This is a genomic window from Campylobacter sp. BCW_6460, from assembly GCF_001762705.1.
In the GTDB taxonomy this organism is placed as follows: domain Bacteria; phylum Campylobacterota; class Campylobacteria; order Campylobacterales; family Campylobacteraceae; genus Campylobacter_D; species Campylobacter_D jejuni.
The window spans coordinates 2140-27949 of the sequence record NZ_MJXI01000035.1 but is presented as its reverse complement, the minus strand read 5'-3'; the positions used below and the strand labels follow the sequence as shown (position 1 = coordinate 27949).

Sequence of the window (25810 nt, the reverse complement as noted above, 5' to 3'; positions counted from 1 at the left end):
AAAATGAGTATATTGGTTAATAAAAATACAAAAGTAATAGTTCAAGGTTTTACGGGTAAAGAAGCAACTTTTCACGCTGAGCAATGCATGGCTTATGGTACAAATATAGTTGGAGGTGTCACCCCTCATAAAGGCGGACAAACTCATTTAGGTAAACCAGTTTTTGATACCGTTGCAGATGCGGTTAAAGCAACAAAGGCTGACGTGAGCTTGATCTTTGTACCTGCTTTTGCTGTGGGTGATAGCGTGATTGAAGCAGCCGATGCGGGTATTAAGCTTGCAGTTGTAATCACAGAGCATACACCTGTAAAGGATATGATGTTTGCTAAGCAATATGCTAATAAAAAGGGTATGAAAATCATTGGACCAAATTGTCCAGGTATTATCACTTCTGAAGAATGCAAATTAGGAATTATGCCAGGTTTTATTTTTAAAAAAGGTTGCGTGGGGCTTATTTCAAAAAGTGGAACTTTAACTTATGAAGCTGCTAATCAGGTAGTTCAAGGTGGTTATGGAATTTCTACTGCAGTAGGAATTGGCGGTGATCCTATCATAGGTCTTGCTTATAAAGAACTTTTAAGTGAATTCCAAAAAGATGATGAAACTAAAGCTATTGTAATGATAGGTGAAATTGGTGGTAGTTTGGAAGTGGAAGCGGCTAAATTTATTAAAGAAAATATTAGCAAACCTGTGGTAGCATTCATTGCAGGTGCAACTGCTCCAAAAGGTAAAAGAATGGGGCATGCAGGTGCCATAGTAGGAAGTGCTGATGAAAGTGCTGTGGCTAAAAAAGAAGCTTTGAAAAGTTACGGAATTCATGTGGTGGATTCTCCGGCTTTAATTGGTGAAGAAATTCAAAAAATATTAGGTTGATAAAGGAAAAACATGAGTATGACAGCTCCAAAAGATACCCCTGTTTGGGTAGATGAGCATAGATGCAAAGCATGCAATATTTGTGTTAGCTATTGCCCCGCTGGGGTTTTAGCTATGCGCGATGATGTGCATGCGGTTTTAGGACAAATGATAGAGGTGGTACACCCTGAATCCTGTATAGGCTGTACCGAGTGTGAGACACATTGCCCTGATTTTGCTATTATGGTGGCAAAAAGAGATGAATTTAAATTTGCCAAACTTACTGCTGAGTCTAAAGATAGAGCTGTAGCCGTAAAAAATAACAAATACAAAAAATTAACATAGGAAAAATAATGAGAGAAGTTATAGCAACAGGTAATGTTTTAATCGCCAAAGCTGCGATTGATTGTGGATGTAAATTTTTTGGAGGCTATCCTATTACCCCTAGTAGTGAGATAGCTCACGAGCTAAGTCATATGCTTCCTGCAAATGATGGAACTTTTATACAAATGGAAGATGAAATTTCAGGTATTAGTGTGGCTATTGGTGCGGCAATGAGTGGAGTAAAATCCATGACTGCAAGTAGCGGTCCTGGAATTTCTTTAAAAGCAGAGCAAATAGGACTTGCATTTATTGCCGAAATTCCACTTGTGATTGTAAATGTTATGAGAGGTGGTCCTTCAACAGGTCTTCCAACCCGTGTAGCACAAGGAGATTTGTTTCAGGCTAAAGCACCAACTCATGGGGATTTTGCAAGCATTGCTATTGCTCCTGCAAGTCTTGAAGAAGCTTATACAGAAACCATTAGAGCGTTTAATTTAGCTGAAAAATATATGACTCCAGTGTTTTTACTTATGGATGAAACTGTAGGGCATATGAATGGTAAAGCGGTTTTACCTGATTTAAAAGATATTAAAGTTTATAACCGTAAAAAATTCGAAGGAGATAAAAAGGATTATAAACCTTATGCAGCAGGAGAAAATGAGCCTGCAACTTTAAATCCTTTCTTTACAGGTTATCGTTATCATGTTACAGGACTTCATCATGGAGATATAGGTTTTCCAACTGAAGATGGAGTTATAGTGAAAAAAAATATGGAAAGACTCATAGGTAAAATTAAAAACAATCAAGAAGATATTTGTGCTTATGAAGAGTATATGCTTGATGATGCTGAATTTTTAATCATTGCTTATGGAAGCGTGAGTCGTTCAGCAAAAGAAGCTATACAAAGATTAAGAGAACAAGGGATTAAAGTGGGACTTTTCCGTCCAATTACTCTTTATCCAGTGGCTGAGAAAAAAATCGCTGAAGTTGTAAGCAAATTTAAAAAAGTAATGGTAAGCGAGCTTAATATGGGACAATATCTTGAAGAGATTGAAAGAGTAACTTCGCGTCGCGATTTTATTAGCTTGCACCGTGCAAATGGTCGTCCTATCACTCCAAGTGAAATTATTGCTAAGGTAAAGGAGAATATATAAATGGCTTTTAATTATGATGAATATCTAAGAGTAGATAAAATGCCTACTCAGTGGTGCTGGGGATGTGGTGATGGCGTTGTTTTAAAATGTATTATCCGTGCAATAGAAAAACTTGGTTGGAATATGGATGATGTTTGTCTTGTTTCGGGTATAGGTTGTAGTGGTAGAATGAGTTCTTATGTAAATTGCAATACAGTTCATACAACTCATGGTAGGGCAATAGCCTATGCAACAGGTATTAAATTAGCCAATCCTAGTAAACATGTTATTGTAGTAAGTGGAGATGGGGATACTTTGGCAATTGGTGGAAATCATACCATACATGGTTGTCGTAGAAATATTGATTTAACCCACATTGTGATCAATAATTTTATCTATGGACTTACGAATTCACAAACAAGCCCAACCACTCCAAAAGGTTTTTATACAGTAACAGCTCAATTTGGAAATATTGACCCTAATTTTGATGCGTGTGAATTAACTAAAGCTGCAGGAGCTTCTTTTGTGGCAAGGGGTAATGTGATCGAAGCTAATAAGCTTGAAAATTTAATTTATAAGGCTCTAGCGCATAAGGGTTATAGTTTTGTAGATGTTTTTTCAAATTGTCATATCAATCTAGGTAGAAAAAACAAAATGGGCGAAGCTGTAGCTATGCTTGATTGGATTAAAAATCGCGTTGTGGATAAAGCTAAATTTGAAAGCATGGATTTTGAAGAAAGAAAAGATAAATTTCCAACAGGAATTTTACATGAAGATAATTCTCAGCCAGAATACTGCCACGCTTATGAAGAAGTACGTCGTGCAGCCAAAGAAAAAAGAATGGTGGATTTAGGAGCTTTAAAATGAAATATCAATTAAGATTTGGCGGTGAAGGCGGACAAGGTGTTATCACCGCAGGAGAAATTTTAGCAGAAGCAGCCATTAAAGAAGGTCGCCAAGCTTTTAAGGCTTCAACTTATACTTCACAAGTGCGTGGTGGCCCTACTAAGGTGGATATTATCATTGATGATAAAGAAATTTTATTTCCTTATGCTGTAGAAGGGGAGATAGACTTTATGCTTTCGACTGCAGATAAGGGCTATAAAGGTTTTCGTGGCGGTGTAAAAGAAGGAGGCATCATAGTTGTAGAGCCAAATTTGGTACATCCTGAAAGTGAAGATTATAAAAAATGGCAAATTTTTGAAATTCCTATTATTACCATAGCTAAAGATGAGGTAGGAAATGTGGCTACTCAATCAGTTGTAGCACTTGCAATTGCTGCTTATATGAGCAAATGTATAGATTTAGATGTTTTAAAGGAAACTATGCTTCATATGGTTCCTGCAAAAACTCGTGACGCAAATGCTAAAGCTTTTGATTTGGGTGTAAAATACGCCACTCAAGCAAAACCACATTCATAATAAATTCCGCATTATGCGGAATTTAACTTCTAAAATTTTACATATTGCAAATAAAATTTAAATTTTAATTATTTTAATTTAGCTACTTTTAACGATTAAAATTTTATAATCAAAAACTTATATTTTCAAGGAAAATTAATGGATTTTTTTGATGAAATGTTTAATAAAACTCCAAAAGAAAAATTTATAGAAATTATACAAAATGGAAATTTAGGAGCCTTAGAAAAAGTTTTTGAGGAATTTTTTGCTGATCATATTGCCATGGTAGAACTTTTAGAAAAACAAGGTTTAACAGAAATGGATGTAAAAAATTTCATATTAGAAAATGGTGATTTTATAGAAGAAAGGCAAAATGATATTTATATAGAATTAGGCGCAAAAATTTTAGGACACGAAGGCTAAAATTGTTTAAAATAAGCCCTTGTTTAATTTGTATTTTTTTTATTTTTAGCAATGTTTTAGCATCTGAACCAACTTTTGATTATACTTATAAATTTATACTTAAAAAAGATGAGAGAGCTAGTGTGCAGATTAAAGAAATAGGCTATGAAGATAAGGTGCAAAATTTTGATTTTTATTGGACTTTGTTTGATAATACTAATATCATCGTACATTCGAAATTTCGCAAATATCCGCGTCAATTTGTGATGAGTTTAAGAAGAAATTTAGATTGGGTAACTCAAACTTTAATACCTGATTATACCAATCCACATATTGATAGAGCAAGACTGATTTTAGAATTTAGTGCTTACAATAAAGGTTTGGCAACTTTTACAGTTTATATAGAAGATAAGGAATCTCGTTTAATGGTGGAATTTTTAGATCCGAGAAAAAAAGCTTTGCAAAATCCACCGCAAAACAATCAGGTTGTTCCTATGATTAATTTTAACGAACCTCAGGTAAAACCATTAACAAACAAAGAAAATAATAATAGCAATTAACAAGGAAAAGATAGTGCAAAAAATAGATGAATTAATAAAACAGTTTTTACAAGAGCTTGACTATGAACCTATTTTAAATATGCTTTCAAATGTAAAATCAGGAAAGAAATTACGTTCTAAATTATTATTAGCTATCGCAGATGAGAGTGAGATTGCTTTTAAAATTTGTGCAACTATAGAATTGATACATCTTGCTAGTTTGTTGCATGATGATATTATCGATGAGAGTGAGTTAAGACGTGGAACAAGATCTGTTAATGCTGAATTTGGTACAAAAAATGCTCTTATGTTGGGTGATATTTTGTATTCAAAAGCCTTTTATGAATTAAGCAAAATGGATGCTAGATTTGCAAGTATTATTTCAGATGCTGTTGTAAAGCTTGCTATAGGTGAACTTATGGATGTTGATTTGGGAAAGAAATTTAATATCAATAAAGAAGCTTATTTGAAAATGATCTATAATAAAACAGCTGTTTTTATCGAAGCAAGTGCGAGATGTGGAGCTATTTTGGCTGGATTATATGAAAAAGATTTTGCAGAATATGGAAAAAATTTAGGACTCGCTTTTCAGATGATTGATGATATTTTAGATATTAAGAGTGATGAAAAAATTCTTGGAAAACCTGCTATGAATGATTTTAAAGAGGGTAAGACTACCTTACCTTATATTTATCTTTATGAAAATTTACAAGAACAAGATAGGATATATTTGCAGACTTTATTTAAAAAAGATTTAAATGAAAAAGAAAAAGAGTGGCTAAAAACTAAATTTGAAGAACAAAAAGCTTTGGAAAAAGCTATTTTAGAAGCTAAAACTTATGCAAAAAAGGCTAGCAAAGCGATTGAAAAATATGATAATAACAAGCTTAATGATATTATTAAAGCTATGATAGATAGGGAATTTTAATGTATTATTGTATATCTTTTACTCATAAAAATACAGATATTACCTTAAGAGAAAAGTTAAGCTTTTCCAATGAAGCTAAAAAAAGTGAGTTTTTAAAAGTCATTAGTACTCATGAAAATATTGAAGAATGTTTGGTTATAAGCACTTGCAATCGTGTTGAAATTGTTGCTTTTGTAAAAATGGCCTGTGCGGAGTTTATTGTTAAATCTTTGGCTTTGCTTTGTGATGTGGATAAAGATATTTTACTTGAAAAAGCTGATATTTTTGAAGATAGTGGAGCAATCCACCATCTTTTTTCCGTAGCAAGTTCTTTGGATAGTTTGGTGGTTGGAGAAACTCAGATAGCGGGGCAATTAAAAGATGCCTTTGCTTTTGCTGTAAAAAATAATTTTTGCGGAGTACATCTTTCAAGAGCGGTACATAGTGCTTTTAAATGTGCTGCTAAGGTACGCAATGAAACTCAAATTTCTAAAAATCCTATTTCTGTAGCTAGCGTTGCCGTAGCAAAAGCAAAAGAACTTGCAGATTTAACGCAAAAAAAAGCTGTTGTTATTGGAGCTGGAGAGATGGGAGAACTTGCGGCAAAACATTTAATTGCTGCTGGTGCTAAAGTGATTATTTTAAATCGTGACTTGCAAAAAGCTAAAGATTTGTGTGAGAGACTTGGTGTTTTAAGCGAATATGATAGTTTAGAAAATTTAAAAAAATATTTAAATCAATATGAGTTTTTTTTCTCAGCTACTAATGCACCAAATGCTATTATTACAAATTCTTTAATAGAAGAACTTCCTTACAAAAGGTATTTTTTTGATATTGCAGTTCCAAGGGATATTGATATTAATGAAAATGAAAATATATCTGTTTTTGCTGTAGATGATCTTGAGATTGTAGTTCAAAAAAATTTAGCACTAAGAGAACAAGAAGCTCGCATGGCTTATGGGATAATAGGCCGTGAAACAAGTGAATTTTTTAGGTATTTAAACGATTTGGCTTTGATGCCTATTATCAAAGCTATACGCTTGCAAGCTAAAGAATATGCAGATAAACAACTTGAAATTGCGTTAAAAAAAGGATACTTGAAAAAATCCGACAAAGAAGAGGCTAGAAAGTTGATTCATCAAGTTTTTAAGGCTTTTTTACACACACCTACTGTAAATTTGAAGCATTTACAAGGTAAAATGCAAAGCGATACAGTGATTAATGCTATGCGTTATGTTTTTGATTTGCAAAATAATCTTGAAGGTTTAAATCAATATAAATGTGAATTTGATATGGAGAATAATGATGAGATTTACTAAATTTTATGCACCAAGCTTAAAAGAAGCGCCAAAAGATGCGAGTTTACCTAGTCATATTTTTTTAACGCGTGCAGGTTTTGTAGAACAAATTGGTAGCGGACTTTATAATTTCTTGCCTTTGGGAAAAAGAGTTTTAGACAAGATTAAAAATATAGTTAAAGAAGAAATGGATAAGGCTGGAGCACAAGAAGTAAATCTTAGTTTTATCACTCCTGCAAGTTTGTGGCAAGAAAGTGGGCGTTATAATGTTTTTGGAAAAGAGCTTTTGCGTTTTAAAGACAGAAAAGAAAATGAATTTGTTTTAGGTCCAACACATGAAGAAGCTATGCTTTCTTTGGTAAAAAACAAAATCACAAGCTATAAACAACTTCCTTTGCATTTATATCAAATTGGACTTAAATTTCGTGATGAAGCAAGGCCTAGATTTGGGCTTTTAAGATGTCGTGAATTTTTGATGAAAGATGGATATAGTTTTCATGTTAGTGAAGAAGATTTAGGGCGTGAGTTTGAGCTTATGTATAAGACCTATTCTAATATCTTAAAGCGTTTAGGGCTTGATTTTAGAGCAGTTGAAGCTGATAGTGGGGCTATTGGCGGAAGTGGTTCTAAAGAATTTATGGTTTTGGCAAAAAACGGGGAAGATGATATTTTAATTTGTGAAAATTGTGATTATGCGGCTAATGTTGAAGCTGCAAAAAGAGCTAAAAAAACTTGTCAAGATGAGCGTCCTGAAGCAAATTATGCAAGCAAATTTCACACTCCAAATATTAAAACTATAGATTCTTTAGCACAATTTTTTAAAATCAATGCTTTTTATACGATTAAAGCGGTGGTAAAAAAAGCTATTTACGAAAATGAAAGCAAATTAGTTGTGTTTTTTATAAGAGGAAGTGATGATTTGCAAGAAATCAAGGCTCAAAATGCTTGTAGTGCTCTTGAATTAGTTGATGCGAGCGAAGAAGAATTAGAAAAAGCTGGTTTGGTAGCCGGTTTTATAGGTTTTGTGGGATTAAAAGATATAGATTTTTATATAGATTTTGAGCTTGAAAACGAAAAGCAAATGATTATGGGTGCGAATGAAAAAGATTATCATTTAATCGGTATTGATGTTGTAAATTTAAACAAAGATCGTTTTAAAGATTTGATTGAAGTTAAAGAAGGGGATTGCTGTGCTAAATGTGGAGCAAAATTAAAACAAAGCAAAGGTATAGAAGTAGGGCATATTTTTAAACTAGGACAAAAATATTCCAAAGCGATGAATGCAAATTTCTTAGATGAAAATGGCAAAAGTCAGCCTTTTTACATGGGATGTTATGGCATAGGTGTTTCACGCTTGTTGGCTGTAGCTATTGAAGCAAGTCATGATGAAAAAGGATGTATTTGGAATAAAACTTTAGCTCCTTTTGTGCTTGAAATTATTGTTTCAAATCTCAAAGATGAAAAGGCTTTAGAATTTGCTAATAAGCTTTATGAGGATTTAACTAATCTTGGATTAGAGGTATTGCTTGATGATAGAAATGAGCGTTTTGGGGTTAAAATGAATGATTTTGAACTTATGGGCTTTCCTTGTGCGTTAGTTGTTGGTAAAGGATTAGAAAAGAATGAAATAGAGCTTATCCAAAGAGAAGGTTTGATAAAAGAACTTATAAAAACTGATGAACTTATGGAAATTCTTAAAAAGAAAGTGTTATGAATTATAAATTAAGTTTAAGCCCTTTATTTGTACTTGAAATTATTGCAAGTATACTTTTTATAGTGTTTTTTGGTTTTGGCAATTTTTTATTTTTCATACTTTTGAGTATGATTTTTGGTGCGGTTTTATTGGGAATTTTTTGGAAAAATATGCTTGAATTTCAAATGGGTGGCTTAAAGGATATGTTAACACAATTTTCTTTTGTTATCGCAGGGTTTTTACTTGTTTTTCCAGGGATTATTACAAGTGTTTTTGGAATTTTTGTATTTTTCTTTGGTATTGCTTTGAAATTAATAACTAAATCAAAATATCAATACACTAAGCAAGAGTATCAAAATTCTAATGAAGAAATCATTGATGTTGAAATTATAGAGGATAGAAAATGAAGCTTATTATCGCAACAAGAAAAAGTCAATTAGCCCTTTGGCAAAGTGAGCATGTAGCCCAAATTTTAAAAAATACACATCAAATTGAAGTGCTTTTAGAAGGTTATAAAACAAAAGGTGATGTTTTGCTGGATTCTCCTTTGGCAAAAATTGGCGGTAAGGGACTTTTTACAAAAGAACTTGAAGAAAGTATGTTAAGAAAAGAAGCACATTTGGCGGTGCATAGTTTAAAAGATGTGCCTAGTTTTTTTCCTCAAGGTTTAGTTTTGGCAGCGGTAAGTAAAAGAGAGCAAAGTAATGATGCTATGCTAAGTCAAAATTATAAAGATTTTCTTTCTTTGCCAAAAGGTGCAAAAATAGGCACTACTAGTCTTAGACGCAAGATGCAGATTTTATTGTTAAGACCTGATTTAGAGATTATTTCTTTGCGTGGTAATGTTAATTCTCGTATAGAAAAATTAAAAAACAATGAATTTGATGCGATCATTTTAGCTATGGCGGGAATTAAACGTTTAAACTTAGATAAGCAAGTGAATTTTGTTTATGAATTTAGCAAGGATGAGCTTATTCCCTCGGCTTCTCAAGGAGCTTTAGGTATAGAAAGCATAAATGATGAAAAAATTTTAGAACTTTTAAAATGTTTAAATGATGAAAATGCTTTGATTGAAACAAGCATTGAACGAGAATTTATCGCTACTTTAGAAGGGGGTTGTCAGGTTCCTATAGGTATTAACGCAGAGCTTTTAGGAGATGAAATTTGTGTGCGTGCGGTGCTTGGACTTCCTGATGGAAGTGAAATTTTAAAAGATAAAAAAATGATTAAAAAAGATGATTTTAAAGGTTTTGGAGAGAGTTTGGCTAAGGAGTTTATTGCTAAAGGTGCTAAAGAACTTTTAAAAAAAGCTGAGAGTATGATATGAAAGAATTTATTCAAATTTTAAAAGAAAATGATCTTTTAAGGGTAATTGAAGAGCCTGTAGATGTAGATCTTGAAATCGCTCATTTAGCCTATATAGAAGCTAAAAAAGGAGAAAAAGGGAAGGCTTTATTGTTTAAAAATCCTATAGATAAAAAATTAAATAAACAATATAAATTTCCTGTTTTGATGAATACTTTTTGCAATGAAAAGGCTTTAAATTTAGCTTTTGGGCGTGATTATGAAGAGGTGGCTGAAGAAATTTCAAAACTCACCAAGCTTCATATTCCTACGAGTTTTAAAGCAAAAATGGATTTTTTTATGAATTTGTTAAGTTTTAAAAATGTTCCTCCTAAAAGACTGAAAAAAAATAAAGCCTTGTATGATTATGAAATTTTAAACTCCCTTGAAGAACTTCCAGTGCTTAAAACTTGGGAAGATGATGCGGGTAAATTTATCACCATGGGGCAAGTTTATACGCAAAATTTAGATAAAACTCAAAATAATCTTGGAATGTATCGTTTGCAAATGAGTGATAAAAATGAACTTTTAATGCATTGGCAAATTCATAAAGATGGGGCAAATTTTTATCACGAATACAAAAATGCTGGTTTTAAAAAAATGCCTGTAAGTATAGCTATAGGCGGAGATCCGCTTTATATTTGGTGTTCTCAAGCACCTTTACCTAAAGGAATTTTTGAACTTTTGCTTTATGGTTTTATTAAAAAAACTCCTGCAAAACTTACCCCTTGTGAAAATGGTATTTTTGTACCTTATGATAGCGATGTGGTTATTGAAGGTTATGTGGATTTAGAAGAGTTTAAAATCGAAGGTCCTTTTGGAGATCATACGGGTTTTTACACTCCTGCTGAACTTTTTCCTGTGATGAAAGTAGAAAAAATTTATACTAAAAAAGATGCGATCTATCAAGCAACGGTTGTAGGAAAGCCTCCTTTAGAAGATAAGATTATGGGGCTTGGTACCGAAAGAATTTTTTTACCCTTGCTTCAAACTTCAGTACCTGATTTAATTGATTATAATATGCCTGAAAATGGAGTTTTTCATAATCTTATCTTAGCAAAAATCGATGCAAAATATCCCGCTCATGCGCAACAAATTATGCATGCATTTTGGGGAGTAGGGCAAATGAGTTTTGTTAAACATGCGATTTTTGTAGATAAAAATGCACCTTCTTTGAAAGATTATAATGCTTTAATTCCTTATATCTTAAATCGTTTTGATACAAAGAAAATTTTAATTTCAGAAGGAATTTGTGATCAATTAGATCATGCTTCGCCTAATTCTTGTTTTGGAGGTAAAGCAGGACTTGATGTTTGCAAGGAAACACAAGTAGAAGAGCTTGAAATTTTAGAAGATGAAAAATTATTAGAACTTTTTAAAACTAAGGTAGAGCTTTTAAATTTAAAGCAATTTTATAAAGAAAGTAAAAGCCCTATAGTTTGCATTTTGCTTGATAAAAAAGAAAAAATCGAACAAAGTTTTAATAAGCTTTTAGAATTTAAAAAACATTTTAGGATTTTAGTATTTTTGGATACTGAAAATAAGCTTGAAAACCCTTATATGCTTGTTTGGCGTGTGGTAAATAATATAGATGCTAAAAGAGATATTTTTATCAAAGAAGAAAGGCTTGGAGTGGATGCAAGTGCTAAGGGTGAAGTTGAGGGCTATTTAAGAACTTGGCCTAAGCAAACAGATTGCACTAAAAGCGTGATAGAAGATTTAATCTTACGTAATATCTTAGAAAATAATCCAGATCTTTTTAATAAATTTGAAATTTTTTAAGATAGTTGAGATTTTTTTAAAATTTTGGCACAGTTTTTGCTTACTATTTTTTATATTGAATTTATATTGAAAAATAAATTTTTCTTTACTAAGTGTTCATAAATTTATAAATTTGTCGATATAAGCTTGTAACTAGCAATAAGAAATTTTAAAAAGGATTTTAAAATGGAAATATCGAAGGCAAATGGGCAAATGGATACAGCTTTGGCAAACATTAGCCAAAGAACAAGTGAGACACAGGCTAGTTTAAACATTCAAACCGATAGAAGTCAAAGCCAAGGAGGCGATGATGGACAACAGCAAGGTGTGAATGAAAAGTTAGCTGATATTACAAAAAAGTTAAATGAACAAATGGATTCTTTAGATACTAATGTTCGTTTTGGTTATAGTGATAAAATTAATTCTATGTATATTAGCGTGACTGAAAAAAGTACTGGAAGGGAAATTCGTCAAATTCCTAGCGAAGAAGCTATGAGATTAGCTGAGTATTTTAGAGATGTGATAGGAATGATATTTGATAAGGAGAGTTAAAAATGGCATTCGGTAGTTTATCAAGTTTAGGATTTGGTTCTGGGGTTTTAACTCAAGAAACCTTAGACAAGTTAAAAGAAGCAGAACAAAAAGCTCGTATTGATCCTTATACTAAAAAAATCGAAGAAAATACAACCAAACAAAAAGATTTAACCGAGCTTAAAACCAAGCTTTCTGCTTTTCAAGCAGCTGTATCGTCTTTAGGAGACTCTACGGCTTTTGCAAAAAGAAAGGTTATAGCAAGTATCACTGATAATCCTCCTGCAAGCCTTAGTGTGACTTCAGGTGTTGCTTTGCAAAGCATGAATATCAATGTAACTCAACTTGCCCAAAAAGATGTTTATCAAAGCAAGGGTTTGGTAAATGATACAGGAATTATCAATGCAAGTTTAAAAGAACCTACAAATTTAACTTTTTTTTCTAATGGAAAAGAATATAGCGTTACTATAGATAAAAATACAACCTATAGTGATTTAGTTGATAAGATTAATACTGCTACGGGTGGAGAAATTGTAGCTAAGATGGTAAATACAGGAGAAAAAGATGCACCTTATCGCTTAACCTTAACGAGTAAGGAGACAGGTGAAGATAGTGCTATAAGCTTTTATCCGGGTGCAAAAGATTCTGATGGTAAATACAAAGTTGATGAAAATGCTAAAAGTGTTTTTGAAAGTCTTGGTTGGAAACTCGATGAAGATGCTTTAAAAGCTGAAGATTTTGATCCTGCTAAAAGTAAAAAAGGTGTTGGCATTATTGATAGCGAAGATAATCCTTTGCATATTCAAAAAGCTCAGGATGCTAAATTTACCATGGATGGTATCAAGATGACAAGATCGAGCAATACTATAACCGATCTTGGTGTAGGTATTACTTTGACTTTAAATAAAACAGGTGAAATTAATTTTGATGTTCAGCAAGATAGTGAGTCTGTTACCAAGGCTATGCAAGATATGGTTGATGCCTATAATGATTTAGTGTTAAATCTTAATGCCGCTACAGACTATAACAGCGAAACAGGAACCAAAGGTTCTTTACAAGGCGTAACCGAAGTAAACTCTATACGCTCAAGTATTATTTCTGCGCTTTTTAAAACTCAATCAGTTGATGGTACTGTAGAAGATACTAATGGAAATAAAGTAAGTGCTAAGGTAATGCTTTCTTTACAAGACTATGGTTTAAGTATGACTGAGTCAGGAACTCTAAATTTTGACTCTTCCACTTTTGAAAGCAAGATGAAAGAAAATCCTGATTTAACTGAAAGCTTTTTTTCAGGTATTACTCAATACAAGGATATAAACTATACTGGTGATTTAATTAAAGAAGGTAGTCTTAGCAAATATGTGGGCGAAGGTGATGATAAAGGTATAAGTTTTTCTTCAGGTAAGTTTCAAATTGTTACGAATTTTGAAACTTATGATTTATCTAAAAATGCTGATGGAACTGATTTTAAATTAACAGGAAAAACAGAGCAAGAAATGCTTCAAAATCTAGCTGATCATATCAATAGTAAAGGTATTGAAGGTTTAACAGTTAAAGTTGAAACTTATGAAAAAGATGGAGAAAAAGGATATAAGCTTAATTTTAAAACCGACGGAAGTTCTGATTTTGCCATAAAAGGAGATAGCGAATTTCTTAAACAATTTGGCTTAAGCCAAACGAGCATTGCTGCTGAGGCAGTTGAAGGTGTGGGTGTTTTTGCGCAACTTAAAACAACTTTACAAGGTATAACAGGCAAAGATGGCTCTTTAACAAAATACGATGAGAGTTTAACAAATGATACTAAGTCTTTAACCCAAACCAAAGAATCAACTCAAACTTTGATTGATACAAGGTATGATACAATGGCAAATCAATGGTTGCAATATGAGAGCATCTTAAATAAACTTAATCAGCAATTAACAACTGTGACTAATATGATCAATGCAGCAAATAATTCTAATAATTAAGGATAAAAAAGATGCAAAATAGTTTAGCTTATAATGCTTATTCTCAAAATCAAGCGGGGATAGAATCTCCGCAAAAACTTATCGAAATGCTCTATGAGGGAATTTTGCGTTTTTGTGCAAGGGCTAAAGTGGCGATAAGAAACGAGGATATAGAGCAAAGAGTATACTTTGTAAAAAGAACAACAGCTATTTTTATAGAGCTTATTAATACTTTAGATTATGAAAAAGGTGGAGATGTGGCGCATTATTTAAGTGGGCTTTATACAAGAGAAATTCAACTTTTATCTTTGGCAAATTTAGAAAATAACGAAGAAAGAATTAATGAAGTTATAAATGTAACCAAAGGTTTACTAGAAGCTTGGAGAGAAGTGCATAGTAATGAAACAGTGGATCAATGATTTTAAACTCGCGTTAATTCAAGAAGATATTAATAAGCTTGAAAATTTGCTTGATAAACTTGATATGAAAGCTTTTATTAAAAATTTAGCTAAAAGATCGCCCTCAGAAGACTTTATAAAAGAAAATATAAATGATATATTTTATCAAATTCAAGCTCTTTTGCAAGAAGCTGTTGCACTAATTGAACAAAAGAAAAAAGCAAAGGCTGTTGAAATTCAAAAATTTCAAAAAGCTTTGACCTATGTTAGATCTTAAAAAGCATAGCGATAAGCCGAGTTCTGTCTTGAATGCTCATTTATCTAGTTTTGTTTTTACAAACAAAATCAAGCGAAGGGTTAAAACAAAGACGCTAACCATCCCTTCTTGCTGCACATTGGGTTTACATAGCCGAAATTGTTGCCAAAATCGCTGGTAGGCTTTTACCCCACCGTTTCACCTTTTCCACTTGTGTGGTAGTTTCCTTTCTGTTGCACTATCCCTTAGGTTGCCCTAGCCATCTGTTAGATGGAATGCTTGTCTTTAGCAGCTCGGACTTTCCTCTTCTAAAAAGAAGCGAGCATTTACTATGCTTTAAATTTAAATTTTAGCGTAATTTTACTTATTTTTTTATCAAATAAAATAATTTTATTGTGATATCAATCAAAATTTGATAGAATTATTTTTTATTTTTTAACAAAGGAAATTTATGGCATCTTATTCAATGGGTGATTTAAAAAAGGGACTTAAAATAGAAATCGATGGAATTCCTTTTAAAATAGTTGAGTATCAGCATGTAAAACCAGGTAAAGGTCCTGCTTTTGTGCGTATTAAAATCAAATCTTTTATTGATGGTAAAGTACTTGAAAAAACTTTCCATGCAGGCGATAAATGTGAAGCTCCAAATTTAGAAGATAAAACTATGCAGTATCTTTATGATGATGGTGAAAATTGCCAATTTATGGATACACAAACATATGAACAAGTAGCTATCAGTGATGATGATGTGGGTGAGGCAAAAAAATGGATGCTTGATGGTATGATGGTAGATGTACTTTTTCATAATGGCAAGGCTATCGGCGTAGAAGTTCCACAAGTTGTTGAACTCAAAATCATCGAAACGGCTCCAAATTTCAAAGGCGATACTCAAGGATCAAATAAAAAACCAGCTACTTTAGAAACAGGCGCAGTAGTGCAAATTCCTTTTCATGTGCTAGAAGGTGAAGTTATACGCGTTGATACTGTGCGTGGTGAGTATATAGAAAGAGCGAACAAATAATATAAAAAAAGCTTTTGGAGTATTCCAAAGCTTTTTAAATTTATATAATTTTTTATTTTCTTTATTTTATTCTTCAAGGCATTTTTTAAATTTTTAAACTTGACTTTTCTGTAGCGTTTTAATTCTATATTATAAAGATGAGATTATGAGAATATTCTTTCTATTTTCAAATATTTTTAGACGGGATTATGATATTGTTTTTTTGCCTAAAAAGGGTTTTTGCTTGTTATAATTCAAGATATTCTGTAAAATATTTTATAAGATGAGTAAATTTGTTACTAAATAGATATTTTTTAAATTTTAGATTTTGTTTTTATGCTTTGAAAAATATATTTTTTGATATCATAAGCCCTATAATATTTTAAAGGATGATAATGGTTTTTTTAATCATCTCTAGTATTATAGTAGCCATCATTTTAGGCTATATTACTAGACATAATGTTGGAATTTTTGCTATGATTTTTGCTTATATTATAGGAGCCTTTTTTATGGATTTAGCTCCTAAAAAAATCATAGCTTTTTGGCCTATTTCTATATTTTTTGTTATTTTTGCTGTTTCATTGTTTTATAATTTTGCAACCGTAAATGGAACTCTTGAAAAATTAGCTGGACATTTGATGTATCGTTTTGCTAATCATCCTTATTTGCTTCCTTTTGTTATTTTTGTTGTTAGTGCTATTATAGCTGCTTTAGGAGCGGGTTTTTATACGGTTTTGGCTTTTATGGCGCCCCTTACTTTTTTACTTTGCGATAAAATCGGTTTAAGTAAAATTGCCGGAGCTATGGCCATAAACTATGGTGCTTTAGGAGGAGCAAATTTTATGACTTCTCAAAGTGGGATTATTTTTCGAGGATTGATGCAAAATTCAGGTATTGAAGCAAATGAAGCTTTTATAAATTCTAGTATTATTTTTGCTTTTACTATAATTTTGCCTATTGTGGTATTATCTTTTTTTGTGTTTAATGCTTTTAAAAATAAGATGCAAACCAGTGTTATTTCAAAACCTGATCCATTTGATTATAAACAAAAAACTACTTTAATTCTCATGTTTATGATGATTATTGTTGTTTTAATCTTTCCTGTGCTAAATATTATTTTTCCACATAATGAGACAATTAGTTATTTTAATAAAAAAATAGATATAGCTATGATAGCCATGATTTTTGTTGCCATTGCTTTATTTTTAAAATTAGCCAATGAGAAACAAGTTGTTGCTTTAATTCCTTGGGGAACCTTGATAATGATTTGTGGAGTAGGGATGTTAATTAGCATAGCAGTTGAAGCAGGGGCTATAAAATTATTTTCAGATCTTGTAGAAAATGAGATCAATGTGATTTTTATTCCGTTAATAATGTGTGCTATTGCAGCTTTTATGTCGCTTTTTTCAAGTACTTTGGGTGTGGTTACTCCAGCGCTTTTTCCTATAGTTCCAAGCATTGCTGCAAGCAGCGGATTAAGCGAGGCATTGCTTTTTTCTTGTATTGTTGTAGGGGCTCAAGCTTCCGCTATTTCTCCTTTTTCTTCTGGAGGAAGTTTAATTTTAGGATCTTGTCCTGATAAATATAAGGAAAAATTATTTAAAGATTTACTTATTAAAGCTGTGCCAATAGGATTTATGGCGGCGATTTTAGCTACTGTTATAATGAGTTTTATTTTATAAGGATAATTTAATGAAGATTGATACTCATGCACATATATTTTTGAAAAAGTTAAATACAGTTGCAAATGCAAGATATAAGCCTGATTATGACGCTAGTTTTAAAGATTATAAAGCAAATTTAGATCATTATGGTTTTGATAAAGGGGTTTTAGTTCAGCCAAGTTTTTTAGGTGTTGATAATGAATTTTTGCTTCAGAGTATCGAAAAAGATGAAAATATAAAAGCTATAGTTGTGGTTGATGAAGGTATTAAATTTGATGAGCTTCAAAAACTAAAAGAAAGAAAAGCTTGTGGAGTTAGATTAAATTTAATTGGCAAAGAATTGCCAAATTTTAAAAGTACGGTTTGGACTCAATTTTTTGAAAATTTAAGTAAGCTTAAAATGCAAATAGAAATTCAAAGAGATTTAGATAATAATCTTGTTGATATTGTTAAAAATTTAATTCCTTATGGTTGTAATATTGTTATCGATCATTTAGCAAGAGCTAATGCAAACTTAACAAATTTAGAGGATTTAATTTGCTTAAAAAACTCTAGAATATTTTTTAAAATTAGCGGTTTTTATAGAGCAAAAATAGACTATGTTAATAATGAACAAGCTATAAAATTTGCAAAGAAAATATATGAAATTTTAAAAGAACATTTTCCACTTAGCAATTTTGTTTTTGGAAGTGATTGGCCGCATACAAATTTTGAAGCAAATATTAATTTTTCATCGGCTCTAGCAGCTTTTAATGAAGTTGTCGTATCTAAAAAAGAACAAGAGCAAATTTTAGGGGACAATGCTTGTGTTTTATTTGACTTTTAAGCTTTTCGTTTTATCCTAAAGATGTATTTTGCAATGCGTTCAAAATGTACTCTTAGATAAGGTTTATAAATTACAAAACCACCCAAAAGTCCTAAAATGCTTCCTATTACGACATCAACTAAACGAGCGAGTATTAATGTATTTGCATTTTCACTCATAAAATTAGCTGCTTCCGAAAGATAAGTGGCATAAGGAGTAAAGAAAATCATAGCTAAAGCATAGTTTCGATTGACTAAAAATTGTCCTATAAAAAACAAAGACATCATAAGTAAAACAAGCTCTATATTGTGAAATTGTTTAGATAAAAGCCACCATGCAAAACATACTCCTAAGGCCGTTCCTATGATGCGTTGAATTTGTTTAATCCATATAGAATTTAAAGTTACACCTTGCATAATAGCTGTGCAAGAAATGGCTATCCAATAACTTCTTTCAAGTTCTAAAAAAATTCCTATAAATATAGAAAAAGCCACAAAAGAACCCATGATCAAAGAATCCACAAAAACTGCATCAAAACCTATGTATTCTCTAGGTGGAATTTCGCTAGGTAAAGCATTTTTAAATCCATAAATCACAACGATAGAATATAACAAAGCCATTAAATTAGCTACCATTGCCCCAAGAAAAACAAGACCCACTAAAAAGATAAAATCCTTAGCTTCAAAAGGAGAATAAGCTCCTAAAATACAAGAAAATACAAAGAAAAAATATCCAGGTGCACCAATGTTATAATATCTAATTAAAATAGAACTTCCCATGGCCACAAGTCCTATAGGGATGAAGGCAAAAATTGCAGGTAAAAAATGGGTTAAAATTCCTAAGAAAAAACTAGAAACTATGCCAAAAGAACAGCACATCACAACAGCCATTCTATGATATAAAGGAGTGTTTGGAACATATAAAAAAGATAAAGCTCCTATCATGGCAATGAGTCCATAGTTTAATTTTCCAAAAAATACACTAAACCCTAAAACTATACCCACACCTAAAGCCGCAAAAAAAGGCATTTGCCAAACTTGTTCACTTGAATTTAGTTTAGCAATTTCTTTAAAGTGTTGCTTTAGCATTTCTATTTTATTCACTCTCGAATTTGTCCTTCTCCATTAATTATATATTTATAAGTGCAAATATCTTCAACCCCCATAGGACCTCTTGCATGCAATTTGCTAGTTGAAATTCCAACTTCCCCACCAAAGCCAAATTCTCCTCCATCGCTAAAACGCGTTGAAGCATTAGCATAAATACAAGATGAGTTTATAAGGCGTTGAAATTTAGCGATATTTGAAGCATCATTTGAGATAATGGTTTCAGAATGCAAGGAGCTGTGTTTATTGATATGCTCTATAGCTTCATCGCAATCTTTTACTAATTTTACACTTAAAGCAAAATCAAGCCATTCTGTATCAAAGGTATTTTCATTTGCTTTAAAAACTTCTAAATTTGAGTTGTTAAAATAAGCCAAAGCATTTTCATGGGCATGAATTTTTACTTTAAATTTTTCAAATTCAGGGATTAAAAGACTTATAAAATTTTTAGCAATTTTTTCATGGATTAAAAGCGTTTCCAAAGCATTACAAACACTTACTCTTTGACACTTTGCATTAAGGATTATTTTTAAAGCCATATCTAAGTTAGCGCTTTGATCTACAAAAGCATGACACAAGCCCTTATCTTGCTTAATAAGAGGAATTTTAGTATTGTTTGCAATTTCTTGTATCATATTTGAACTACCGCGAGGTATGATCACATCAATTAAATCATCAAAAGTTAGAATTTGCTTGATCTCGTCTCTTTGAGTAAACATAGCAAAACAATCTTGCAAACCAAATTCCTTAAGTGTTTTGCTAACAAGAGTAAATATAGCTTCATTTGTAAATTTTGCTTCACTTCCACCTTTAAATACACAAGCATTAGAACTTTTTATCATTAAAGCTGCAATTTCAGCGCTAAGACTAGGCCTTGCTTCGTAAATAACACAAATAAGTCCTAAAGGAATGCTTATTTTTTGTATGCTCAAACCCGCATAATTTTTCCAAGCTTTAGAAATTTTGCCTATAGGATCTTCGATATAAGCGATTTTTTCTAGACCTTCACAAAGAGCTAAAATGCGTTTTTCATCTAACAAAAGCCTATCTTTTATTGCTCCACTTTTTGTGAAATTTGCTATATCTTTTTCATTTGCTTCTAGGATAATTTTGAAATTTTCTCTTAAAATTTGAGCTAATTTTAAAATAATTTTTTCTTTATCTTTAGGTGTTAAGTTAAGTAGTTTTTGAGAATTTTTCTTAATATTTTCAAGCAAATTTCGCATTTTTAATCCTTTATTTACAAAAAACTTGATAAATTATACAAAAAAAATCAGAATTGAAAGGTAAATATAAATGAAAAAAATAGATTTAATTATAGTAGGTGCAGGTCCAACAGGCATAGGCTGTGCGGTTGAAGCTAAGCTTAAAAACAAAGAAGTTTTGATACTGGAAAAATCAAATAACATTTGCCAAACTTTAATGCAATTTTATAAAGATGGCAAAAGAGTAGATAAAGCTTATAAGGGATGCGAAGGAACTAATCATGGACATGTTCCTTTTGAAGATGGCACCAAAGAAAGTACTATAGAAACTTTTCAAAACGCATTAAAAGAGCACAATATAGAAGTTGAATTTGGCTCTGAAGTTGAGAGCGTTAAAAATGAAAATGGAGTTTTTTTAGTAAGCACAGCTAAAGGCGTTTATGAGTGTAAAAACATCATCGTTGCTATAGGTAGAATGGGTAAGCCTAATAAGCCTGATTACAAACTTCCTATGACTTTAACAAAAATCATTAATTTTAATGCCAATTCAGTTTTGGGAAATGAAAAAATTCTTGTTGTAGGTGGTGGAAATTCAGCAGCAGAATACGCTGTGGATTTGGCTAATTCAAATCAAGTTAGCCTTTGTTATCGTAAAAAAGAATTTACAAGATTAAATGATATAAATCTTAAAGATATTCACGAAGCTGGAAATTCGGGTAAAGTAGAGTTAAAACTAGGAATTGACATTAATGAGATAGAAGATGATAGTGGCAAGGCTAAGGTAAATTTTACCGATGGTACAAGCGATATTTATGATAGAATTATTTATGCTATTGGTGGTTCTACTCCACTTGATTTTTTACAAAAATGCGGGATTAATGTTGATGATAAAGGCGTGCCTTTAATGGATGAAAATAAACAAAGCAATGTTAAAGGTATCTTTGTAGCAGGAGATATTGCTACTAAAAATGGAGCAAGTATAGTTACAGGGTTAAATGACGCTGTAAAAATTCTTTCTGTGCTTTAAAATTTAGCCTTCGGGCTAAATTTGACTTATTAATAAGTAAATTTTATAATTCTTAGTTATTTTAATTTAAATCTATGAAAATGCAAAATAAAACTAATACAAAAACAACAATAAGAACTTATCGTTTAAATTTCTATATTTTAGGACTTCAAGCACTCTACTAGCGTCTTTAAAAATATTTTATTTTAATATTTTTAAAGGATTTGTATGTCAAATATTTTTAGCACTTTAAGCCCTTTTAGGCTTTTTGTAAAATGTGCCGTGCCAAATCTCATAAGCATGGCCTTTATTTCTTTTTATTATATAGTTGATGGAATTTTTGTTGGAAAATATCTAGGAAGTGATGCTTTAGCAGCACTAGCCTTGATTATTCCCTTTATTATGATGTCTTTTGCTTTGGCTGATATGATAGCTATAGGTTCAGCAGTGCAAATTTCTATGCATTTGGGTTTAGGCAAGAAGAATTTAGCTAGAAAGATATTTAGTTCTAGTATATTGATTATTTTTCTAATCTCTTGTTTTATTGGAATTTTAGAGTATTTTTTAGGACCTGTTTTGATTGATTGTCTAAATGTTAGCGATGAGATTAAAACCATGGCTAAAGAATGTATGTTTGTTTTTGCTTTATTTGCACCTTTTACCATGCTTTCTTTTGCCTTGGATAATTATTTAAGAATTTGTGGAAAAACAACCTATAGTATGATTATGAACATAATCATAGCTTTAAGTAATATTGTATTTGATTGTCTTTTTATAGTTGTATTTGGTTGGGGTTTGTTTTCGGTAGCCCTTGCAACTTGTTTAGGAATTGTTTTAAGTGGTATTTTTGGAATTATTCCTTTTTTATTTCAAAATTTAGAGCTTAAATTTTCAAGTTTATATATAAATTTGAGAATTTTTAAAAATATTCTTTATAATGGAAGTAGCGAGTTTTTTGGCAATGTTTCGGGTTCTTTATATAGTATTTTTGCAAATTTTGTTTTGTTAAAAATTTCTACCACTCAAGCTGTGGCAGCTTTTTCTATTATTTTATATATTGATAGTTTTATTATAATGCTCATTATTGCTATGGGGGATGCGATGCAACCTGCACTTAGTTATAATTATGCTAAAAAAGATTTTTTAAGGATTAAAGCTATTATAAAAGTGGTATTTTTTGCAGGGGGAATTTTATCTTTATTTTCTATAGTATTTATATTGATATTTGGAGAAAATTTAATAGCACTTTTTGCAAAAGAAAATGATCAAGAATTTAAAACTTTTGCTTATACAGCTTTGATGCTTTTTGCTTTTAATTATATTTTTGCATGGTTTAATGTCCTAAGCGGTTCTTTTTTGACAGCTTTTAATAAAGCAAGTTTTTCTTTGGTTTTAAGCTTAATGCAAAATTTATTCATGCCTTTATTTTTTCTTTTGCTTTTATCTTATTTTATAGGTTTAAATGGAGTATGGTTAAGTCCATTTTTTGCTGAATTTTGTGTTTTGATTTTAGCTTGGATTTTTCTTAAAAGGATTTTTAAAGATCTATCTTTATAGTGGATAGATCTTTTTTAAATTTTATCAAAGGAGCTTTTTTTATAATTTTTTAGAATTTATATCCTATTCCAGTTAAAACAACTTGATAGGTTTCATCATAAAATCCTATATCGCTATTTCTTTTTTCTATGCCATAATTTGCAAAACCATAAAGTCCGTTATAGCCCAAAAATTGATTTTTAACAACTTTTAGATTAAGCTTAACTATATTACCGTCTTGTTTTTTGTGGAAGATAGGATCTGTTCCTACTGCTTCATATTTGCTAAGACTGAAATTTGGGGTGAAGATATAGTCATTAGCAAAAGCTAAATTTGCTCCCATGCTTAAACCATATCTTGAGTAACTTTGAGCTTTTCCATCTGCATCATTATAATCATAGCTTAGTCCTAAATTTAACAAACTATAATTGTAATTTAATTCAAACTCGTGATAATACCCCTTTCTTTTTAAAGAGTTGTACTCAACTGCGTCTTTATCATATTTGTTTTTGCTAAATAAATATGAAGCTGTAAATTTTCCTAAATCACTTTCGTAAAGTTGAGAGATTTTAAAACCATATCTATCAACATCAGTTTCTTCTCTATTGCCTATTTGATAAGGATTTGCATAAGCTTTTTCTCTTAAAGAAGAAATTACAGAAAAAGAAGTGCTAAAACGCTCTAAATAGGCTTTTTCATAACCTAAAGCTATACCGCTGATATCTCTTCCATTGTAGTTTTTGATAAAAACTCTATCATTGTCTATAAGGTTGCCATAGTAAAGTTCTACACCGATAAAAGGAATAAAAGAAGAGTCCGAATTATCAGCATCATAACCACCTAAGTAATCACTATCCGCTAAAGTTGAAATATTGCTTTTAATATCTCTTGCACCTACACCTATGCTTAAATTTCCACTAAAACCTTCTTGAAAATCTACAGCCATAGCTGACTGGGCTAAGATGGAAGCTAAAATACATGAAAATAAATGTTTTTTCAAACGTTCTCCTAATAAAATAAATGTTGTGATTATAATTGTAACTAACATTACTTTAAATATTTATAAAAAATTAAAGTTTATAATTTTAAGTTTTTTTAGATAAAATTTTTAAAACTATTTATATTTATAAGGAAATTTAGTGCAACAAGAGTATTATGACTTGGATTTAGAGCGAGCTATTTTAAGCAGTTGCATCATGAGTGAAGAAGCTTACGCTAGTATAGCAGGCGATATTAGTCCGAAAGATTTTAGTCTTAAAGCTCATGAAGATATTTTTAAAGCAATTATAGCTTGTAGCAACAACAAAGAGCCCATTTCTATAAGTTTTTTAAAAAAACATAAAAAAATAGATGAAGAGATTTTAGCAGAAATTCTTGCCACTCCTTCTATGATAGATTTGCCTGCTTATGTAAATGAACTTCGCGAAAAGTCCATCAAAAGACAACTTTTGAGTTTTGCACATCTTTTACCAGCTCGTATTAATGAAAATCGTGCCGTAAGTGAAATCGCAGATGAAATTGGTAAAGAAATTTTTAGCATTACAAATCGTGTAAATTTTAGAGATATTAAAGATGTTAATATAGTAATATCAGAACTTTTTGAAGAATTTAAAAAGCAAAAAACTTTAGAAAATAAAAATATCATAGGGCTTGATACAGGTTTTGAGGGTTTAAATAAAATGACAAAAGGTTTTAAAGGAGGTGAACTTATAATAATCGCTGCGCGCCCAGGTATGGGAAAAACAACCCTTTGTTTAAATTTCATCGATAAAGTTTTAAGACAAAATAAAGGTGTGGCTTTGTTTTCTCTTGAAATGCCCGCAACTCAAATCATGCAAAGAATGCTTTCTTCAAAAACTTCTATCCCTTTACAAAGAATTTTAACCGCAGATTTAAACGATGATGAATGGGAGCGTTTAGGAGATGCTTGTAATGATTATAGTCAAAAGAAATTATATATTTATGACAGTGGTTATGCAACTATTGCTGATGTAAGGGCTATTTTAAGGCGTTTAAAATCTCAAGATGAAAGTATAGGACTTTGTGTGATTGACTATATAGGGCTTATGATGAGTAATTCAAATTTTAATGATAGGCATTTGCAAGTGAGTGAAATTTCAAGAGGACTTAAGCTTTTGGCTAGGGAGCTTGATATGCCTATTATCGCACTTTCACAACTTAATCGTGGCTTAGAGCAAAGAGCAAATAAGCGTCCTTTGATGAGTGATTTGCGAGAAAGTGGAGCTATAGAGCAAGATGCGGATGCTATTTTGTTTGTATATCGCGATGAGGTTTATAGAGAGCAAGAAGAAAAAGAAAGAGAGAATAAAGCTAAAGCTGAAGGCAAAGCTTATCAAAGGCTTTTTATACCAAATCCTATGCAAGAAAATGCTGAAATTATTGTTGGAAAAAATAGAAATGGGCCTATTGGAACTATAGAAGTTGTATTTTTAAAAGAAAAATCTTGTTTTGTAGATAAACCTATAGGCTACGAAGCTACTGAATTTACAGGCTAGCTTTAATTAATACAAATTAATTAAAAATATCTCACAAATAATTTTAATATTTAATTAAATTTACTCTCATTAAATCAATTTTTTTTATAAAATAAAATTTTAAATTCAAACCATATAGTTTTATAATAATAAGTATTTAATAATATTTTAAGTATAACTATTTTAATATTCTGTCGTTTTATTTTGTA

26 protein-coding genes and 1 other RNA gene are annotated in these 25810 nt (G+C 31.2%); 23 read left to right on the top strand and 4 right to left on the bottom strand.

Going from position 1 to position 25810, the window contains the following annotated elements; translation table 11 throughout:
* Window positions 1-3 precede the first annotated feature (3 nt).
* The 17 genes from sucD (at window position 4) to AJ881_RS07270 (ending at window position 14805) form a co-directional block, all read left to right on the top strand.
* Window positions 4-873, top strand: a complete 870-nt coding sequence (gene sucD / locus AJ881_RS07350; protein ID WP_002861259.1) for a succinate--CoA ligase subunit alpha — start codon at window positions 4-6, stop codon at window positions 871-873.
* A gap of 12 nt (window positions 874-885) precedes the next feature.
* Window positions 886-1197, top strand: coding sequence for a 4Fe-4S binding protein (locus AJ881_RS07345; protein WP_070240562.1), 312 nt, complete (start codon window positions 886-888; stop codon window positions 1195-1197).
* A gap of 8 nt (window positions 1198-1205) precedes the next feature.
* Complete coding sequence (locus tag AJ881_RS07340; protein WP_002854757.1) at window positions 1206-2330, top strand: 2-oxoglutarate synthase subunit alpha; 1125 nt, start codon at window positions 1206-1208, stop codon at window positions 2328-2330.
* Window positions 2331-3176 (top strand): 2-oxoglutarate ferredoxin oxidoreductase subunit beta, encoded by an 846-nt coding sequence (locus AJ881_RS07335; RefSeq protein ID WP_002854895.1) that lies wholly within the window; start codon window positions 2331-2333, stop codon window positions 3174-3176.
* Window positions 3173-3730 (top strand): 2-oxoacid:acceptor oxidoreductase family protein, encoded by a 558-nt coding sequence (locus AJ881_RS07330; RefSeq protein ID WP_002870949.1) that lies wholly within the window; start codon window positions 3173-3175, stop codon window positions 3728-3730. The genes AJ881_RS07335 and AJ881_RS07330 overlap by 4 nt, the downstream gene beginning before the upstream one ends.
* A gap of 138 nt (window positions 3731-3868) precedes the next feature.
* Window positions 3869-4132 carry a DUF2018 family protein gene (locus tag AJ881_RS07325; protein WP_002854834.1) on the top strand — a complete coding sequence of 88 codons (264 nt, stop codon included), beginning with the start codon at window positions 3869-3871 and terminating at the stop codon, window positions 4130-4132.
* A gap of 2 nt (window positions 4133-4134) precedes the next feature.
* Window positions 4135-4671, top strand: coding sequence for a hypothetical protein (locus tag AJ881_RS07320; protein ID WP_002870948.1), 537 nt, complete (start codon window positions 4135-4137; stop codon window positions 4669-4671).
* A gap of 13 nt (window positions 4672-4684) precedes the next feature.
* On the top strand, window positions 4685-5578 hold the full coding sequence (locus tag AJ881_RS07315; protein WP_070283299.1) for a hexaprenyl-diphosphate synthase: 894 nt from the start codon (window positions 4685-4687) through the stop codon (window positions 5576-5578).
* Window positions 5578-6876: a glutamyl-tRNA reductase gene (gene hemA / locus AJ881_RS07310; protein ID WP_070276565.1), complete on the top strand. Its 1299-nt coding sequence runs from the start codon at window positions 5578-5580 to the stop codon at window positions 6874-6876. The genes AJ881_RS07315 and hemA overlap by 1 nt, the downstream gene beginning before the upstream one ends.
* Window positions 6860-8569, top strand: coding sequence for a proline--tRNA ligase (locus AJ881_RS07305; RefSeq protein ID WP_083259473.1), 1710 nt, complete (start codon window positions 6860-6862; stop codon window positions 8567-8569). Before hemA ends, AJ881_RS07305 begins: the two co-directional genes overlap by 17 nt.
* Window positions 8566-8955 carry an FxsA family membrane protein gene (gene fxsA, locus AJ881_RS07300; protein WP_002854991.1) on the top strand — a complete coding sequence of 130 codons (390 nt, stop codon included), beginning with the start codon at window positions 8566-8568 and terminating at the stop codon, window positions 8953-8955. Before AJ881_RS07305 ends, fxsA begins: the two co-directional genes overlap by 4 nt.
* Window positions 8952-9875 carry a hydroxymethylbilane synthase gene (gene hemC, locus AJ881_RS07295; RefSeq protein WP_070283298.1) on the top strand — a complete coding sequence of 308 codons (924 nt, stop codon included), beginning with the start codon at window positions 8952-8954 and terminating at the stop codon, window positions 9873-9875. Before fxsA ends, hemC begins: the two co-directional genes overlap by 4 nt.
* Window positions 9872-11674: a menaquinone biosynthesis decarboxylase gene (locus AJ881_RS07290; protein WP_070283297.1), complete on the top strand. Its 1803-nt coding sequence runs from the start codon at window positions 9872-9874 to the stop codon at window positions 11672-11674. The genes hemC and AJ881_RS07290 overlap by 4 nt, the downstream gene beginning before the upstream one ends.
* A 165-nt stretch (window positions 11675-11839) precedes the next feature.
* Window positions 11840-12205: a FlaG family protein gene (locus AJ881_RS07285; RefSeq protein ID WP_032603292.1), complete on the top strand. Its 366-nt coding sequence runs from the start codon at window positions 11840-11842 to the stop codon at window positions 12203-12205.
* Window positions 12206-12207: 2 nt separating this feature from the next.
* The gene (fliD, locus tag AJ881_RS07280) at window positions 12208-14151 is read left to right on the top strand and encodes a flagellar filament capping protein FliD (protein WP_070283296.1); all 1944 of its coding nucleotides are present in this window, start codon (window positions 12208-12210) and stop codon (window positions 14149-14151) included.
* An 11-nt stretch (window positions 14152-14162) separates the two neighbouring features.
* Window positions 14163-14549 (top strand): flagellar export chaperone FliS, encoded by a 387-nt coding sequence (fliS, locus tag AJ881_RS07275; RefSeq protein WP_002861271.1) that lies wholly within the window; start codon window positions 14163-14165, stop codon window positions 14547-14549.
* Window positions 14530-14805: a hypothetical protein gene (locus AJ881_RS07270; RefSeq protein WP_002861272.1), complete on the top strand. Its 276-nt coding sequence runs from the start codon at window positions 14530-14532 to the stop codon at window positions 14803-14805. Before fliS ends, AJ881_RS07270 begins: the two co-directional genes overlap by 20 nt.
* Here the strand turns inward: AJ881_RS07270 and rnpB are convergent.
* Window positions 14802-15122: RNase P RNA component class A (rnpB, locus tag AJ881_RS07265), an RNA gene on the bottom strand. The genes AJ881_RS07270 and rnpB overlap by 4 nt on opposite strands.
* Before the next feature lie 113 nt (window positions 15123-15235).
* Between rnpB and efp the strand changes: the two genes are divergently transcribed.
* The 3 genes from efp to AJ881_RS07250 all read left to right on the top strand — a co-directional run bounded on the left by efp (window position 15236) and on the right by AJ881_RS07250 (window position 18274).
* Window positions 15236-15805, top strand: a complete 570-nt coding sequence (gene efp / locus AJ881_RS07260) for an elongation factor P (RefSeq protein ID WP_002855210.1) — start codon at window positions 15236-15238, stop codon at window positions 15803-15805.
* A gap of 368 nt (window positions 15806-16173) precedes the next feature.
* A complete protein-coding gene (locus tag AJ881_RS07255; protein ID WP_083259472.1) occupies window positions 16174-17466 on the top strand; it encodes an SLC13 family permease in 1293 nt (430 codons plus the stop codon).
* 10 nt (window positions 17467-17476) lie between these two features.
* On the top strand, window positions 17477-18274 hold the full coding sequence (locus AJ881_RS07250) for an amidohydrolase family protein (RefSeq protein WP_070278838.1): 798 nt from the start codon (window positions 17477-17479) through the stop codon (window positions 18272-18274).
* Here AJ881_RS07250 and AJ881_RS07245 read toward each other — a convergent pair.
* Both AJ881_RS07245 and AJ881_RS07240 read right to left on the bottom strand, forming a co-directional pair.
* Window positions 18271-19356: an FUSC family protein gene (locus tag AJ881_RS07245; protein ID WP_002861275.1), complete on the bottom strand. Its 1086-nt coding sequence runs from the start codon at window positions 19354-19356 to the stop codon at window positions 18271-18273. The genes AJ881_RS07250 and AJ881_RS07245 overlap by 4 nt on opposite strands.
* On the bottom strand, window positions 19353-20585 hold the full coding sequence (locus AJ881_RS07240; RefSeq protein WP_070283294.1) for a glutamate-5-semialdehyde dehydrogenase: 1233 nt from the start codon (window positions 20583-20585) through the stop codon (window positions 19353-19355). Before AJ881_RS07240 ends, AJ881_RS07245 begins: the two co-directional genes overlap by 4 nt.
* 70 nt (window positions 20586-20655) lie before the next feature.
* Between AJ881_RS07240 and AJ881_RS07235 the strand changes: the two genes are divergently transcribed.
* Both AJ881_RS07235 and AJ881_RS07230 read left to right on the top strand, forming a co-directional pair.
* The gene (locus tag AJ881_RS07235) at window positions 20656-21591 is read left to right on the top strand and encodes an NAD(P)-binding domain-containing protein (protein WP_070280795.1); all 936 of its coding nucleotides are present in this window, start codon (window positions 20656-20658) and stop codon (window positions 21589-21591) included.
* A gap of 207 nt (window positions 21592-21798) precedes the next feature.
* A complete protein-coding gene (locus AJ881_RS07230) occupies window positions 21799-23127 on the top strand; it encodes an MATE family efflux transporter (protein WP_070283293.1) in 1329 nt (442 codons plus the stop codon).
* A gap of 49 nt (window positions 23128-23176) precedes the next feature.
* Here AJ881_RS07230 and AJ881_RS07225 read toward each other — a convergent pair whose 3' ends face one another.
* Entirely contained in the window at window positions 23177-24106 is a 930-nt protein-coding gene (locus tag AJ881_RS07225; protein WP_070283292.1) for a DUF2860 family protein, read from the bottom strand.
* Window positions 24107-24245: 139 nt separating this feature from the next.
* Here AJ881_RS07225 and AJ881_RS07220 point away from each other — a divergent pair, with 139 nt between their 5' ends.
* Window positions 24246-25622, top strand: a complete 1377-nt coding sequence (locus AJ881_RS07220) for a replicative DNA helicase (RefSeq protein ID WP_070283291.1) — start codon at window positions 24246-24248, stop codon at window positions 25620-25622.
* Window positions 25623-25810: the final 188 nt, after the last annotated feature.

Bases quoted from the DNA above. Each gene is read 5' to 3' on its own strand.
- sucD (WP_002861259.1), top strand. From the start codon at position 4: ATGAGTATATTGGTTAATAAAAATACAAAAGTAATAGTTCAAGGTTTT.
- AJ881_RS07345 (WP_070240562.1), top strand. From the start codon at position 886: ATGAGTATGACAGCTCCAAAAGATACCCCTGTTTGGGTAGATGAGCAT.
- AJ881_RS07340 (WP_002854757.1), top strand. From the start codon at position 1,206: ATGAGAGAAGTTATAGCAACAGGTAATGTTTTAATCGCCAAAGCTGCG.
- AJ881_RS07335 (WP_002854895.1), top strand. From the start codon at position 2,331: ATGGCTTTTAATTATGATGAATATCTAAGAGTAGATAAAATGCCTACT.
- AJ881_RS07330 (WP_002870949.1), top strand. From the start codon at position 3,173: ATGAAATATCAATTAAGATTTGGCGGTGAAGGCGGACAAGGTGTTATC.
- AJ881_RS07325 (WP_002854834.1), top strand. From the start codon at position 3,869: ATGGATTTTTTTGATGAAATGTTTAATAAAACTCCAAAAGAAAAATTT.
- hemA (WP_070276565.1), top strand. From the start codon at position 5,578: ATGTATTATTGTATATCTTTTACTCATAAAAATACAGATATTACCTTA.
- AJ881_RS07305 (WP_083259473.1), top strand. From the start codon at position 6,860: ATGATGAGATTTACTAAATTTTATGCACCAAGCTTAAAAGAAGCGCCA.
- fxsA (WP_002854991.1), top strand. From the start codon at position 8,566: ATGAATTATAAATTAAGTTTAAGCCCTTTATTTGTACTTGAAATTATT.
- hemC (WP_070283298.1), top strand. From the start codon at position 8,952: ATGAAGCTTATTATCGCAACAAGAAAAAGTCAATTAGCCCTTTGGCAA.
- AJ881_RS07290 (WP_070283297.1), top strand. From the start codon at position 9,872: ATGAAAGAATTTATTCAAATTTTAAAAGAAAATGATCTTTTAAGGGTA.
- AJ881_RS07285 (WP_032603292.1), top strand. From the start codon at position 11,840: ATGGAAATATCGAAGGCAAATGGGCAAATGGATACAGCTTTGGCAAAC.
- fliD (WP_070283296.1), top strand. From the start codon at position 12,208: ATGGCATTCGGTAGTTTATCAAGTTTAGGATTTGGTTCTGGGGTTTTA.
- fliS (WP_002861271.1), top strand. From the start codon at position 14,163: ATGCAAAATAGTTTAGCTTATAATGCTTATTCTCAAAATCAAGCGGGG.
- AJ881_RS07270 (WP_002861272.1), top strand. From the start codon at position 14,530: ATGAAACAGTGGATCAATGATTTTAAACTCGCGTTAATTCAAGAAGAT.
- efp (WP_002855210.1), top strand. From the start codon at position 15,236: ATGGCATCTTATTCAATGGGTGATTTAAAAAAGGGACTTAAAATAGAA.
- AJ881_RS07255 (WP_083259472.1), top strand. From the start codon at position 16,174: ATGATAATGGTTTTTTTAATCATCTCTAGTATTATAGTAGCCATCATT.
- AJ881_RS07250 (WP_070278838.1), top strand. From the start codon at position 17,477: ATGAAGATTGATACTCATGCACATATATTTTTGAAAAAGTTAAATACA.
- AJ881_RS07240 (WP_070283294.1), bottom strand. From the start codon at position 20,585: ATGCGAAATTTGCTTGAAAATATTAAGAAAAATTCTCAAAAACTACTT.
- AJ881_RS07235 (WP_070280795.1), top strand. From the start codon at position 20,656: ATGAAAAAAATAGATTTAATTATAGTAGGTGCAGGTCCAACAGGCATA.
- AJ881_RS07230 (WP_070283293.1), top strand. From the start codon at position 21,799: ATGTCAAATATTTTTAGCACTTTAAGCCCTTTTAGGCTTTTTGTAAAA.